Source organism: Alteromonas sp. WD8-37, from assembly GCF_055326825.1.
On record NZ_JBUZOV010000005.1, the window covers coordinates 185,905 to 200,252 of the forward strand.

Sequence of the window (14,348 nt, forward strand, 5' to 3'; positions counted from 1 at the left end):
GCTGGCTATGTAATTTCGTACAGCTCCAGCGGCAAGCCATCCGGGTCGGCAAAAAAGGTAAACAAGCGTCCGGTGTAAGGGTCGGTACGCACTGGTTCCACATCGATGCCGGCGGCGGTCAGGTTATCAATAACTGGTTGCAGCTGCGCTACCCGAAACGCCAGATGGCGCAAGCCTTGTGCTTCGGGCCGGCTGGGTCGCGGCGGCGCGCCGGGAAATGAAAACAACTCAAGCTGGCTGCCATCCGGCAGAGCCAGATCACATTTGTACGAGTCGCGCTCGGCGCGGTAATTTTCGGCCAGCACCGGCAACCCCAGGATCTGGGTGTAAAAGGCTTTGGAGCGTGAATAGTCGCTGCAAATAATTGCCACATGATGAATTCCGTCAACCAGTGCCATCAGGGGATCTCCTGACCGCGCACTGTTTCCAGTAGCTGATACCAGTGGCCGCGGGATAACCGTAGGTGATCGACTTCCGCACAGGCAGCAATGCGCTGCGGGTTAGTGGTGCCAATCACCGGTTGGATACAGGCCGGGTGACGGGTCAGCCAGCCCAGTACCACAGCTTCGGCCGAGACATTGTAAAACTCTGCCAGCTCGGCAACCAACTGCGCAGTGGCCTGGTCGGTCGGGCTATCAGGCTGGCCGCCGCTAAAGCGCCCCTGGGCCAGCGCTCCCCAGGCCTGCAGCTGCACATCATGTTGCTGGCAATATTCCATGGTACCGGCAGCAAACCCATACTGCGGATTGTCATCAGTATTGGTGGTGATGCCTTCTTCGATAAAACGTCGCGCCGACAAGCTCATTTCCAGCTGATTCACCACAATCGGGCTGCCCAACGCTTGCTGTAAAAACGCCATTTGGTGGCTGTTCATATTCGATACGCCAACATGTTTGATCTTACCGGCATTGATTAGCCGGGTCAGGGTCTCGGCGACTTCGGCCAGCTCCATCAGCGGATCCGGACGGTGCAGCAACAGCACATCCAGGCTCTCCAAGCCCAACCGCGCCAGGCTGTCATCCACACTCTGGCTGATCCAGCCGGCAGAGGCGTCATAGCGCTTTGGCCCGGCATCATCGGCAAAGCGAATGGCGCACTTAGACTGAATAATCATTTGCTCGCGCAGCTCAGGGCTCGACGCCAGCATCTGGCCAAAGACTGTTTCGGCTTTACCCAGGGTGTAAATGTCAGCATGGTCAAACACGGTGATGCCGGCTGCCAGAGCGGCTTCAATAGCCGCCTGCGCATGCTGGCGGTCTGCGTCGGTGACCGGCTGGTCGTCCCATTGGCCGCCCAGGCCCATACAGCCATACACCAGGGTACTGGCATTGGGAAAATGATGTGTCAGCATTGCGCTCTCCGCAAAAAAACAAAAGCTAAGCCTAGCATTTCAGGCTCGGCAGGCATATTAAACTGAACCTGTTACTCCGGTGTATTCATCATTATTCATTGTTTTTTACAGGTATGCCAAAATCATGCAGTTACATACCGATATGCGCGAGCCGTTGATGCTGACCACCAACAAGCTGGAGTGGGAAGCTGCGCCGGCTGATGGGGTGTGGCGCAAGAAGCTGGCCCGAGAAGCTGCTGAAAGCGGCCAGGCCACCTCGCTGGTGCGCTATGCTAAAGGCGCGCGCTTTTCTCGCCACACGCATCCGGGCGGCGAAGAAATTTTTGTCCTTAACGGGACCTTCAGTGATGAGTCTGGCGATTATCCGGCGGGCACCTATTTACGTAATCCCGCGGGCACAGCGCATGCGCCGTTTTCCGCGCCCGGCTGCGATTTGTTTGTCAAGCTGGGCCACTTTTCGCCCGGCGACAATCAGGCCCTGGCCATTTCCTATGAACGGGCAGGGTGGCAGCAGGGCATGGATGATCAGCAGCAGATATTGCCATTGCATCAGTTTGATCAGCAGATCACGCATTTGCTAAAGCTTGCCCCTAATGCGTGCTGGCGACCGGTGATCCCAGCCGGTGGCCTGGAAGCGCTGGTGATTGAAGGCAGCCTGTGCTGCGCTGATAAGACCTTACCGGCACACAGCTGGATCCGCCAGCCAGGTGGTAGTCGCTGTGAGTTTACCGTGGTTGAGGAGCCGGCGCTGGTGCTGGTGAAAACCGGTCATCTGAATGAATAAGGAGTGGATGTGAAAAAAATGAGTTTGTGGGTGGCACTGGGCCTGACCCTGGTAGGCTGTACCACCAAGCCCGACCAGGTGGAGCCGGTTAAACCATTCGACAGCCAGGCTTATCTGGGTAGCTGGTATGAGATTGCCCGGCTCGATCACAGCTTTGAAGACGGCTTGAGCAATGTGACCGCCACCTACAGTCAGCGCGATGACGGCGGCATCACGGTTATTAATCGCGGATTCAACGATGCCAAAGGCGAGTGGGAAGAAGCCGAGGGCAAAGCCTATTTTGTTAAAGAGCCCACCACCGGCTGGCTCAAAGTATCATTTTTTGGCCCGTTTTACGCCAGCTATGTGGTGATGGCGCTGGATGAACAATATCAGTGGTCGATGGTCACCGGCCCCAACCGGGACTTTTTGTGGATTTTGTCCCGCCAGCCCAGCCTGCCGCAGCCGGTGTTAGACAAGCTGCTCAATCAGGCCCGTGAATTGGGCTACACCACGGCTGACCTGATTTATGTGGAGCATGACCAGGCCGACACCGCACAAACCGCAGCCGACACAGCCGCCAGCAACACCGACCCATGATCAAGGGTGCTTAGTGTTCACTTTTACGGCATAATAGCGGCATATCCACGACGGCTACAGGCTTTTTATGCAATCTTTGACACTGCGCACGCCAGATGACTGGCATTTACATTTTCGGGATGACGTCATGCTGGGCGAGACCGTACCAGCTACCGCGCGTTGTTTTGCCCGGGCAATCGTAATGCCCAATCTGGTGCCGCCGGTGGTCAATGCCGAGCAGGCCATGGCCTATAAAAAGCGTATTGAAGCCGCCCGACCTGTCGGCAGTTCATTCACTCCGCTGATGACCCTGTACCTGACCAACCAGACCAGCGCGGATGATATTCGCGCAGCCTCTGCGGCAGGTGTGACCGCCTGTAAATTGTATCCGGCTGGTGCCACTACCAACTCAGATGCCGCCGTAAAAGGTATCGATGCGTTATACCCAGTGTTTGCTGAAATGGCCGAGCAGGGCATGCCACTGTTGATCCACGGTGAAGTGACCGAAGCGCATATCGATATTTTTGACCGTGAAAAAGTGTTTATCGATACGCATCTGATCCCCATCGTGAATGCATTCCCGCAACTAAAGGTGGTGTTTGAACATATCACCACCGCCGACGCGGCGCAGTTTGTCAGTCAGGCCAGTGACAATGTGGCCGCTACCATCACTCCGCAGCATTTGTTGCTAAACCGCAATGACTTACTGGTAGGCGGTGTGCGTCCGCACAATTATTGTTTGCCGGTGTTAAAGCGTTCGACCCATCAGCAAGCCTTGCGGGATATGGTGGCATCTGGCTCCAGCAAGTTTTTCTTAGGCACAGATTCAGCGCCACATCCGCGCCACAAAAAGGAAAACCCGTGTGGCTGCGCCGGGTGCTACAGTGCCTGGAGCGCCATTGAATTGTACGCCGAAGTGTTTGAACAGCTTGGTGTGTTGCACAAACTGGAAGGCTTTGCCAGCGAATATGGCGCTGATTTTTATGGCCTTGAGCGAAACAGCGGCACTATCACCCTGGTGCGTGAACCCTGGACAGTACCAGACACGGTGGAATTGCCCGATGGCACCCCCATGGTGCCATTTTTTGCCGGCCAGACCCTGAACTGGCAGCTGGAGAAAAGCTTGCACGCATGAGCAAACTGATAGCGGGGCTCCTTCTTGGGGTATTGACTGGCCTGGCCCAGGCGGCCACGTCCAGTAATGCGATCCAAATTCACACCAACCTGGTGCCGGTCTTAGCCGAGCTGGATAGCACCGGCCGGCCCACCGGTTTTGCGGTGGATGTGGCCCGCGGGATTGTGCGTACCGCCGGACTGAAAGCCGATGTGGTGATTACCCCTTTTGCCCGCGCGCTGCACGAAGTCAGTACCTCGGCAGGTACCGCCTTGCCAGCTATTGCCCGCACCCCCGAACGTGAGAATTTGTTTCACTGGATCACGCCGGTGGTGGCCAGTGAGGTGACCCTGTATGTGCGCGCTGAGCATGCCCGGGCCGACAAACCTGTCACCTCCATTGCGGTGGTGCGCAATGATTTTCGCCAGGCGCTGGCCCGGCAAGAAGGGATCACCAATCTGGTGCCGGTCACCACCTGGCGACAAGCCTTACTGGCGGTGCAAAAAGGCCGGGCGGATGGGGTATTGCTCAGTCCGTCTGGTTTTCGCGCCCAATGCGCTCAGCCTGATTTGCGTTGTGACAGTCTGATGGCCACCTCGTCGTATTTACCCTTTTTAACTTATCTGGCGGTCAGCCGGAAGCCAGCCAATGCCCAGCTGGCCGAGCGGCTCACCAGTGCTGCGGAACGCTTTAAAGCCAGCCCGACCTTTACCAGCTTAGGCCAAAAAGCAGTGGCCGCCTATACCGCGGTGGGCATTCGCGCCACCATTCATGACAACATGCTGTTACTTAGCGGGCCCATGCCAGGCACCCAGGTTTCCAACACTGATCTGGCCGCCTCAACCACTGCCGATTAAGGCACCCTTGGATATATAAATGCAACAATTTTCCGACTTATCGTTACACACGGAGATCCGTGATGCGCTGCATAGCGCCGGCTTTACTCAAATGACTCCGGTGCAGTCAGCCAGCCTGCCCGATACCCTGGCCGGCCGCGATGTGCTGGTGCAGGCCAATACCGGCTCAGGCAAGACCATCGCCTTCGCGGTGGCCGGCCTGCAGCATATTGATGTATTAAGCCACCAGCCACAGATGCTGGTACTGTGCCCGACCCGGGAGCTGGCCGAGCAGGTGAGCCAGCAGATCCGGGTGGTAGGCCGTCAGCTGGCTAATTTAAAAGTGCTAACCCTGTGCGGCGGCCAGGCCATGGGCCCGCAAATTCAGTCGCTCAAACATGGGGCGGCAGTGGTCGTGGCCACCCCTGGCCGGGTGCTGGAGCATGTGCAAAAACGCCGACTGGATCTATCGCAGGTCAAGGTGCGGGTGTTGGATGAAGCTGACCGCATGCTGGATATGGGCTTTGCCGACGATGTCGCCGCATTGTTTGGCCAGACACCGGACACTGCTCAGACCTTGTTTTTCTCTGCCACCTATACCGAAGGTATTCGGGCGCAGGCCAACCGGTATCTGCGTAACCCGGTACATCATGAGGTGAGCACCGAGGCTGCCAAACCAGATATCCACGAAACAGTCTATCAGGTCGATGATAAACATCGCATCAATGCCCTAAAAGGGGTGTTGTCAGAAGCCCAGCCGCATAAAGCTGTGGTATTTTGTAATACCCGGGTGCAGGTCAGTGAAGTGGATGCACAGCTTTTTGCGGCAGGCTTTGCCGTGAAGTCTCTGCAAGGGGATTTAAGTCAGCAGCAACGCACCGAGGTATTGGCCCAGTTTGCCAGTGATGCCCTGCAGGTGCTGGTGGCCACCGATGTGGCCGCGCGCGGGCTGGATATCAGCCAGATAGACTGTGTTATCAACTACACAGTGAGCGAAGAAGCCGAAGTGCATGTGCATCGCATTGGCCGTACCGGGCGAGCCGGTGCCAAAGGTAAAGCGTTTACCCTGTGTAGCGAGGCCGAGTTACCGTTTTTACAGCGCATTGAAGCGGTGATGGATACCCGCTACACCCGTAAAGGGGCCCAGAGCCTACGCTTTCATGCCAACCGCATTCGTACTCCGGAGTTTGCCTGTATCGCCGTGGCTGCCGGCAAAAAACAAAAATTACGACCAGGCGATTTTGTCGGCTCGTTGACCCAGGATGCCGGCATTGAGGCAGAAGACATCGGCAATATCGCGGTGCAAAACCAGGTCAGTTATGTGGCGGTGAAGCAGCGTAGTGTAAAACGCGCGATGCGCCTGTTTCGTGAAGGCCGGATTAAAGGAAAAAAAGTGCGTGCCAGAAAACTCAATTAAGTCTGCGCAAGAGCAAGACCAGGCGCTGGCCAGTTTGCTAGGCAGCCTGGCACCCAGCGTGGATCCCCGGCAGTTTTATTTTTGCCAGCTGGCCGATAGTCATGCAGTGACGCTGCCACTGACCGATATTCACATGCTGTACCGGGAAGCTGAAGGAGTCACTCTGATTGTGACAGAAGAAGTGGCCCAGCGTGCCAGCCTTGTGGGTGAAGGGCCTTTTTGCTGTATTACCTGCCAGGTGCATTCCAGTTTGCACGCTGTGGGCCTGACCGCAGCGTTAACACAGGCGCTCACCGCGCAGGGGATCAGTGCCAATGTGGTGGCCGCTTACAGCCACGACCATCTGTTTGTGCCGGCGCAGGATGCCGACCGTGCGCTAAGCACTCTGACACAACTGACAAAATAAAAAGGGGCCTGAAGCGGCCCCGTGTTGGTCTTACCAGATTTTGACCCGCTCTTCAGGCGGCAGGTACAACGCATCCTGCTTGCTCACCTCAAAGGCTTTGTAAAACGCATCCACATTGCGCACAGCGCCATTGGTACGGAATTTCGCCGGTGAGTGTGAGTCGGTTTGTACCTGGGTGCGCAAGGCTTCATCACGGTACTTGGTGGCCCACACCTGGCCGTAACCGATAAACACCCGCTGATCGCCACTGAAGCCATCTAAGGTAGGTGCTTGTTTGTCACCTAGCGCCATATGATAGGCTTTTAAGGCAATGCTGATGCCGCCCAGATCGCCGATATTTTCGCCCAGCGTAAATTCACCGTTTACGAACAGATCAGGCAAAGCCTCAAAACTGTTGAACTGGTCTACCAACATGCTAGTGCGGTTTTCAAATTCTTTGCGATCTTCGTCGGTCCACCAGTTACGCAGGACGCCGTCGCCATCAAAGGTCGAGCCGGAATCATCAAAGCCGTGGCCGATTTCATGGCCGATAACCGCACCGATGCCACCATAGTTCACTGCATCTTCGGCATTCAGATCAAAAAACGGCGGTTGCAGAATGGCAGCTGGGAATACAATTTCATTGTTCGGCGGGCTGTAGTAAGCATTTACCGTTTGCGGCGTCATGCCCCACTCATGCTCCCAGACCGGGCCGCCTTGTTTTTCCAGCAGCTCCTGATAACGCACCTCAGCATTGCGGCGCAGGTTACCAAACAAATCATCGGGTTTAACGGTTAATGCAGAGTAGTCTTTCCACTGGTCCGGGTAGCCAATCTTCACGGTAAATTTGGATAATTTGTCCAGTGCTTCTTTGCGCGTGTCGTCGGTCATCCAGTCCAGCTGTTCGATACTGTCGCGGTAAGCGGCGATCAGATTATCCACCATGGTTTCCATGCGCGTTTTTGCTTCTGGCGGAAAATGCTTTTCCACATACACTTTGCCGATAATTTCACCCACGGTGCTATCCAGCAGGCCAACTGCCCGGCGCCAGCGCGGCCGTTGTTCGGTGACACCCTGCAGCTCTTTGCTGTAAAACTCAAAGTGCGCAGTGTCCATGGCTTCATTTAACACTGTGGCGTTGCTGTTGAGCAGGTGCCAGTTTAAAAAGGTTTTCCATGTATCCAGATCGGTTTCGGAAATCACCGTGTCTAACTGCTGCATAAACTCAGTTTGCATTACCACTAAGCCATCCAGATCGGTCAGCCTGGCTTCTTCAAAAAATGCCTCCCAGGCAAAGCCGGACATCACAGTATCCAGTTTATCCAGCGCGACCTTGTTGTAATTGCTGGCCCAGTCACGGGTGGCTTCTTTTTTCATGTGCAATTCGGCCAGGCGGGTTTCCAGCGCCATGATGGTGTCCGCTTGTTGTTGCGGCTGCTCCATGCCAGCCAGCTCCAGCACGCGGGCAATGTGGGCGACATATTTTTCACGCAGCGCCACCGACTCTTCATCATCTTTGAAATAATATTCGCGCTCTGGCAGGCCCAGGCCACTTTGCCAGGCGTAAATCATGTACGAATCCGGGTTTTTGAAATCCACATACTGGCCCAGAGCGAAGGGCGAGCCATAACCATAGCGGTTGGCATAGGCAAAATAGGTAGCCAGCGCAGTTTTGTCTTCGATCGCCTCAATGCGGTCAAACTCTTTATCCAATACACTCAAGCCGCGGGCATTGCGGGTTTCCATGTCCATGTAAGACTTGTAGAGATCGCCGACTTTTTGTTCATTGGAGCCTTGCTTAAAGTCGCCTTCGGCCGATGACTGAATGATTTCCAGTACATCTTCCTGAGCCTGGTCGCGCAGGATCTGGAAAGAGCCATAAGAGGATTTATCTGCCGGGATCTCGGTTTTTTCCATCCAGCCGCCATTCACATAGGCATAAAAGTCATTGCCGGGATCCACGCTGGTATCCATATTTTCTTTAGTGACACCGGAGGTCTGGGTGGTTTGTTGCTGACTGCTGTCAGCCGCGCTCTGGTTGGCCCCGGAGGTGGATTCGGTTGCTTCCTGCTGCGGGCTACAGGCGGTGAGCGCCATGAGCACCGACAAACTCAAGAGTGTTTTTTTCATTTTGGTTTTCCATTGAGGATAGGGTTAGGTGATCAGTTTTTAATATCATGGCCAGACCCACAAAACATCCATTTTGCGTATAAATACATAAGTTGTAACAACTTTGTGGGTAGCGTTCTGTGGCTTAGCAGCCCCGACAATGGCTGGAGCCGGCCTTGGATGCAGTGCTATGATAGTGCGCTAGTCCCGGCATCCGTGGCAGGGCGGCCGACTGCCGCCGTTTGCAGGATAAAGACAGTCGCCAGTGCCTGCCACTGGCTCTTAGATAGGTTTTCTATGTTTTCATTTTTTGAGCGCTTAACCCAGCCATTTCCTGATTCGCCCCCCGACCAGCCACCCGAGGGGTTGCTGGCTTTTTGCCGCTATTACAGCCAGGGCATGTGGAAAATCATCGCGGTGGTGTCGGTCTTAAGTGCGATTGTCGCCATTTTGGAAGTGGCCCTGTTTGGTTTTATGGGCCAGCTGGTGGACTGGTTTGCCGAGCATGATCGGGAAACCTTTTTAGCCGACGAAATATGGACGCTGGTGGGCATGGCGGTCACTGTGCTGGTGCTGATCCCTGGCTTTATTCTGTTGCGCTCGCTGTTTAGCCGCCAGTCGTTGCTGGGCAACTATCCTATGCGCATTCGCTGGCAGGCGCACCGCTATTTGCTGGGCCAGAGTTTAAGTTTTTTCCAGAATGAATTTGCCGGCCGGGTGGCCACCAAGGTGATGCAAACCGCGTTGTCGGTGCGCGAAACTGTGATGAAAGTGCTGGATTTGCTGGTCTATATCAGCGTGTATTTTATTTCCATGGTGGTGCTGCTGTTTAGCACAGACTGGCGACTGGCCATGCCCCTGGTGGTGTGGTTTGTGGTGTACATATGTATTTTGAAAATGCTGGTGCCGCGGCTCAAAGCAGTGTCGCAACGCCAGGCCGATGCACGCTCAGTGATGACCGGCCGGATTGTGGATAGCTACACCAATATTTCCACGGTTAAACTGTTTTCGCATAGTCGCCGCGAGGCCAACTATGCCCGTGAAAGCATGGACAATTTTTTACATACCGTCTACCCGCAAATGCGCTTGGTCACAATTTTGGAAAGCTGCGTGGAGATGGCCAATGCGGTGCTGATTTTTGCGGTGGGTGCGTTGTCAGTCTACTTGTGGCTGCACCAGATTGTTTCGCCCGGTGACATCGCCGTGGCCATCAGTTTATGTTTACGTTTAAACGGCATGTCGCACTGGATCATGTGGGAAGTGACCTCTTTGTTTGAAAATCTTGGCACTGTCCAGGATGGTATCAATACTCTGGCCCGGCCACGGGATGTGCAGGACAAACCGGATGCGCGTTCGCTGCAAATCAATGGTGGCCAGATTGAATTTCAAAAAGTCAGTTTTGGCTATGCCGGCGCGCATAATCAGTTGATTAAAGTGTTTGATAATCTGGATATTCATATTCGCCCCGGCGAAAAAGTGGGCCTGGTGGGGCGCTCCGGGGCGGGTAAATCTACCCTGGTCAATCTGCTGCTGCGCTTTTACGATACCCAGCAAGGCCAGATTTTAATCGACGGCAAGCCCATTGATGAGGTGGAGCAGGAGAGCTTGCGCGCGCTGATCAGTATGGTGACTCAGGATACCTCGCTGATGCACCGTTCGGTACGCGACAACATCATGTACGGGCGCGCTGATGCCAGTGAAGCTGAGATGGTCGCCGCCGCCAAACAAGCCGAAGCCCATGCGTTTATCCAGACCCTGACTGATAACGAAGGCCGCACCGGCTATGATGCACATGTGGGTGAGCGCGGGGTCAAACTCTCCGGCGGCCAGCGCCAGCGGATCGCCATTGCCCGGGTGCTGCTCAAAGATGCGCCCATTCTGGTGCTCGACGAAGCCACCTCGGCACTGGACTCGGAAGTGGAAGCCGCTATTCAGGACTGCCTGAACTCAGTGATGCAGAATAAAACGGTGGTGGCCATTGCCCATCGCCTGTCCACCATTGCTCAGATGGACCGGTTGCTGGTGCTCGACGAAGGCCGCGTGGTAGAGCAGGGCACCCACGCCGAGCTGGTAGCCTATAATGGAATATATGCCAAGTTGTGGGCGCACCAGACCGGTGGCTTTATTGGCGTAGAATAAGGATAACACCCACCGTGTAAGAGGAGTAACGGTATGCAGGCATCAACCATTATCGGCCGGTGGGCCCTTTCGGTGCGCCTGTTAATGGCGGCTGGCCTGGTGCTGACCGGTTGCAGCACTGTGACACCGCCCGCATCGACATCAGCACTTCAGTACAACTGGCAGGCCAGCTATGACAGCCACGGCGTTGCCGTGCAGGCGGTGGCCCCGCCTGCGCATATTTACGCTCTGCCAGAATCGGCCCGCCAGCAATTTTTAGCCTGGTATCATGCGCCATCGCGCCAGCATATTGCACCGCAACGCCGGCTGGCCGATTATCTGGCTCAAACCCTGCACGGCTATACTTACAGTGGCCGCACTCATACCGCTGCCCAGGCAGCCACACTGGATACTGGCAATTGCCTGAGCCTGGCGGTGCTGACCGCCGCCTACGCTGAATTAGCCGGTCTTACTATTCGCTTTCAGATGGTGTACAGCGAGCCGGTGTACAAGCAGTTCGACAATGTCTTGCTGGTCTCCTCCCATGTGCGCAGTAAGGTGTACGGGCCGGCCCCAAAAAGCCAGGACGACGCCATGATTGTGAGCCAACCGGCGGTAATTATCGATTATTTTCCGGCGCTAAATGATGCTACCGGCCGGTTTGTTGAGCGTGATTGGGTCAGCGCCATGTTTTACCGCAATCTGGCGGCCGCGGCCCTGATTGATAACCAATTAGAACAGGCCTTCTGGCTGGCCGACCAGGCGCTGCAGCTGGCCCCGCAGGATGCTGAGAATATCAATACTATGGCGGTCATCCTGGGGCGGCTGGGCAAAACTGACCAGGCCATGGCACTGTATGCCGACGCCGTGGCCGCTGGGGTGCAAAATGTGACTTTGCTGAGCAACTATCGCCAGCGTTTGCTGATGCGCGGGCAATCCGCGGCTGCCGATAAACTGGAGCAGCTCATTGCCCGACACGATGAAAAAAATCCATATGTTTGGATCAAGCTGGGCGAAGAGCACCTGGCGGCTGGCAATGCGGATAAGGCGCGTGTCTATTTTGAACGCGCTCGCAAGCAAGCGCCGTATCTGGATGATGCTTACAGCGGGCTGGCCCGGGCTTATTTTTTACAGGGCGACGTGGCGCGTACCGCCGAGGCCTTGGAGCAGGCGCACGCGTATGCCTGGGATGAAGCTGCACAGCAGCGCTACAAAGCCAAACAAGCGGCGCTGGAGGGCATCAATCAGTGAATCCGGGCAAGAGTAGGCAGTGTTACCGTCAGGTGGTTAACAGACAGACAAAATCCTTGTATCTACCCGAAGGTTAAGTATAATGCGCATCCCTCCCTTGCGAATCCGCACTTTTTTCAAAATAAAGCCGCATAATTCACAAGGGGAGTGTACATATTTGTCGCAACAGCGGCATGAAGGGGTGTAGTTCGAATTGGTAGAACAGCGGTCTCCAAAACCGATGGTTGGGGGTTCGAGTCCCTCCACCCCTGCCAGATTGAAGGGCCTGTGCATGGTTCACAGGCGAACGATGCAGTATTGCTAGGATCGTAACATGAGCGAAAAAACGGAAAATTCGTCCAACCCGTTGGACATGTTCAAATGGGTAATCGTGTTTGCATTACTGGCCGGCGTGATTACCGCAAATTACATGTACGGTGAAATTTCCGTATTGTACCGTGCTATCGCAGCTGTGGTTATCGTAGCTATTGCCGGGTTTATTGCTTCCACGACAGAAAAAGGCAGTGCTTTCATTTCGTTTGCAAAAGAATCACGAATGGAAGTGCGTAAAGTTGTCTGGCCAAGTCGGCAGGAAACCAACCAGACGACCCTCATTGTAATGGTAGCCACGATTATTGTCGGCCTGATCCTGTGGGGTCTGGATGGCATTATTGTGCGTGTGGTAGGTTTTATAACGGGAATAGGAGCATAACGTATGTCTGAAGAAGTGAAAAAAAGATGGTACGTGGTCCAGGCTTACTCCCAGTATGAGTCGCGGGTCAAAAAGACACTGCTTGAATACATCAAGATGCACGAGATGGAGCAGTATTTTGGCCAGGTATTGGTACCTACCGAAGAAGTGGTAGAGATGCGTGCCGGCCAGAAGCGTAAGTCAGAGCGTAAGTTTTATCCTGGCTATGTGCTGGTTGAGATGGAAATGAATGAAGACTCCTGGCACTTAGTGAAAAGTGTGCCACGGGTGCTGGGCTTTATTGGTGGTACCTCTGACCGTCCTATGCCGATTTCTCAGCGCGAAGCAGACGCTATCTTAAACCGTCTGGAAGAGTCGGTTGATAAGCCTAAGCCTAAGACCCTGTTTGAACCGGGTGAGGTGGTTCGGGTTACCGATGGTCCGTTTGCTGACTTTAACGGTGTGGTGGAAGAAGTCGACTACGAAAAAAGCCGCGTAAAAGTCTCTGTATTGATTTTCGGCCGTTCAACCCCGGTCGATCTGGAATTTGGTCAGGTCGAAAAAGGCTAAGTCCTCGCCCGACCCATTCCTCAATAGCATAAAAAACGCTGCCTCAGGGCAGCGTTTTTTTGTTTGTGTTCATCATCGAAAGGCTGACCTTGGGGCCAGCCGGGCCATTAGGCGGGCTGGTGTTCATCTGATTCGCGGGCAAATGCCGCCAGCGGATGCGTGGTGTGGATGACAAGCTGCACCCGGTCGCCCGGCTGTACCGCATTTTCATGAGACACCCGAATTTTAAGCTGCACAGGCTGGGACGGCGCTGGTTGCGTAAATAACGCCTCATCCAGGGTCACCGCACACAAACGGGTGCCGCCTTCGAAGCGCACCCAGTCCACCCTGCCATTGCACTGCGGGCCATCTACGGTCAGCGCAATATCATCAGGGCGTAACAGTAAATCCACTGCACTTGCCCGGGCATCAATCATAATACCGGGAGCGCTACCAATGGCAGTGCGCACGAGGTCTTTGTGCGCCTCATCACGGCTGCCGGGAATAAAGCTGGCATCGCCTAAAAAGCCCGCTACAAAGCGGCTGGCAGGTTTGGAAAAGCATTGCTCCGGGCTGTCCAGCTGGGCCAACACGCCCTTGTTGAGCACGCCTACGCGATCACCCACTGACAAAGCTTCATCCTGATCATGAGTCACCCAGATAGCTGGTACGCCGGCGGCTTTAAGGGCCTGACGGATCTCCCAGCGCAGACTGTCTTTAAGTGCCGCATCCAGATTGGACAGCGGCTCGTCCAACAGCACAAAATCCGGCTCATGGGCCAGGGTACGCGCCAGCGCCACCCGCTGTTTCTGACCGCCGGACAAGCGCTCGGGTTTGGCATCGCGAAAGGCATCCAGGCCCAATAACTGTAGCCAGTAATCAGCCTGGTCGGTGTGCTTTAAGCGAAAACACACATTTTGCTGCACGGTCAGATGCGGAAACAGAGCAAAATCCTGAAATACCATGCCCACGTTGCGCTTTTCCGGCGGCACCATGCGCTTAGCACTGGCTTGCCAGTGGCCCAGCTCAATGCTGCCGCCTGAAATGGGGATCAATCCGGCCAGGGCCTGTAAAATGGTGGTTTTGCCACAGCCGGTGGGGCCCACAAGCATGAGTATTTCATCCTCCCCCAGCGCCAGGTTGATGGAATCCACCACCCGGGTAGCACCATAATTAACCGACAAGTCAGTCACCGTGAGCATACTG

The 14,348-nt window shown here is 55.1% G+C and carries 14 protein-coding genes and 1 tRNA gene; 11 read left to right on the forward strand and 4 right to left on the reverse strand.

Features of this window, described 5'->3' with window-relative positions; all coding sequences use genetic code 11:
* Positions 1-5: 5 nt before the first annotated feature.
* Positions 6-392: an SMU1112c/YaeR family gloxylase I-like metalloprotein gene (gloA2, locus tag ACTUJZ_RS12910; RefSeq protein WP_463636770.1), complete on the reverse strand. Its 387-nt coding sequence runs from the start codon at positions 390-392 to the stop codon at positions 6-8.
* A gap of 5 nt (positions 393-397) precedes the next feature.
* Positions 398-1,351, reverse strand: coding sequence for an aldo/keto reductase (locus ACTUJZ_RS12915; RefSeq protein WP_463636738.1), 954 nt, complete (start codon positions 1,349-1,351; stop codon positions 398-400).
* Positions 1,352-1,475: 124 nt separating this feature from the next.
* Here ACTUJZ_RS12915 and ACTUJZ_RS12920 point away from each other — a divergent pair, with 124 nt between their 5' ends.
* From ACTUJZ_RS12920 to ACTUJZ_RS12945, 6 genes are all read left to right on the forward strand, one after another.
* Positions 1,476-2,135, forward strand: a complete 660-nt coding sequence (locus ACTUJZ_RS12920; protein WP_463636739.1) for a cupin domain-containing protein — start codon at positions 1,476-1,478, stop codon at positions 2,133-2,135.
* A gap of 18 nt (positions 2,136-2,153) precedes the next feature.
* Positions 2,154-2,714 carry a lipocalin family protein gene (locus ACTUJZ_RS12925; protein WP_463636771.1) on the forward strand — a complete coding sequence of 187 codons (561 nt, stop codon included), beginning with the start codon at positions 2,154-2,156 and terminating at the stop codon, positions 2,712-2,714.
* Positions 2,715-2,781: 67 nt separating this feature from the next.
* A complete protein-coding gene (gene pyrC, locus ACTUJZ_RS12930; RefSeq protein ID WP_463636740.1) occupies positions 2,782-3,828 on the forward strand; it encodes a dihydroorotase in 1,047 nt (348 codons plus the stop codon).
* Positions 3,825-4,664 (forward strand): substrate-binding periplasmic protein, encoded by an 840-nt coding sequence (locus ACTUJZ_RS12935; protein WP_463636741.1) that lies wholly within the window; start codon positions 3,825-3,827, stop codon positions 4,662-4,664. Before pyrC ends, ACTUJZ_RS12935 begins: the two co-directional genes overlap by 4 nt.
* A 19-nt stretch (positions 4,665-4,683) precedes the next feature.
* Positions 4,684-6,060, forward strand: coding sequence for an ATP-dependent RNA helicase DbpA (dbpA, locus tag ACTUJZ_RS12940; protein WP_463636742.1), 1,377 nt, complete (start codon positions 4,684-4,686; stop codon positions 6,058-6,060).
* Positions 6,041-6,466, forward strand: coding sequence for an ACT domain-containing protein (locus ACTUJZ_RS12945; RefSeq protein WP_463636743.1), 426 nt, complete (start codon positions 6,041-6,043; stop codon positions 6,464-6,466). The genes dbpA and ACTUJZ_RS12945 overlap by 20 nt, the downstream gene beginning before the upstream one ends.
* Before the next feature lie 30 nt (positions 6,467-6,496).
* On the opposite strand, the gene ACTUJZ_RS12950 is transcribed toward ACTUJZ_RS12945, so the two are convergent.
* Positions 6,497-8,575: a M13 family metallopeptidase gene (locus tag ACTUJZ_RS12950; RefSeq protein ID WP_463636744.1), complete on the reverse strand. Its 2,079-nt coding sequence runs from the start codon at positions 8,573-8,575 to the stop codon at positions 6,497-6,499.
* A 276-nt stretch (positions 8,576-8,851) separates the two neighbouring features.
* Here ACTUJZ_RS12950 and ACTUJZ_RS12955 point away from each other — a divergent pair, with 276 nt between their 5' ends.
* From ACTUJZ_RS12955 to nusG, 5 genes are all read left to right on the forward strand, one after another.
* Positions 8,852-10,693, forward strand: coding sequence for an ABC transporter ATP-binding protein (locus tag ACTUJZ_RS12955; protein ID WP_463636745.1), 1,842 nt, complete (start codon positions 8,852-8,854; stop codon positions 10,691-10,693).
* Positions 10,694-10,726: 33 nt separating this feature from the next.
* Complete coding sequence (locus ACTUJZ_RS12960; RefSeq protein ID WP_463636746.1) at positions 10,727-11,923, forward strand: tetratricopeptide repeat protein; 1,197 nt, start codon at positions 10,727-10,729, stop codon at positions 11,921-11,923.
* 177 nt (positions 11,924-12,100) lie between these two features.
* Positions 12,101-12,177 (forward strand) — tRNA-Trp (locus ACTUJZ_RS12965).
* Positions 12,178-12,236: 59 nt separating this feature from the next.
* Positions 12,237-12,614, forward strand: coding sequence for a preprotein translocase subunit SecE (secE, locus tag ACTUJZ_RS12970; RefSeq protein ID WP_463636747.1), 378 nt, complete (start codon positions 12,237-12,239; stop codon positions 12,612-12,614).
* Between the two features lie 3 nt (positions 12,615-12,617).
* Complete coding sequence (gene nusG, locus ACTUJZ_RS12975) at positions 12,618-13,163, forward strand: transcription termination/antitermination protein NusG (protein ID WP_463636748.1); 546 nt, start codon at positions 12,618-12,620, stop codon at positions 13,161-13,163.
* A 107-nt stretch (positions 13,164-13,270) separates the two neighbouring features.
* On the opposite strand, the gene ACTUJZ_RS12980 is transcribed toward nusG, so the two are convergent.
* Entirely contained in the window at positions 13,271-14,344 is a 1,074-nt protein-coding gene (locus ACTUJZ_RS12980; protein WP_463636749.1) for an ABC transporter ATP-binding protein, read from the reverse strand.
* Positions 14,345-14,348 lie beyond the last annotated feature (4 nt).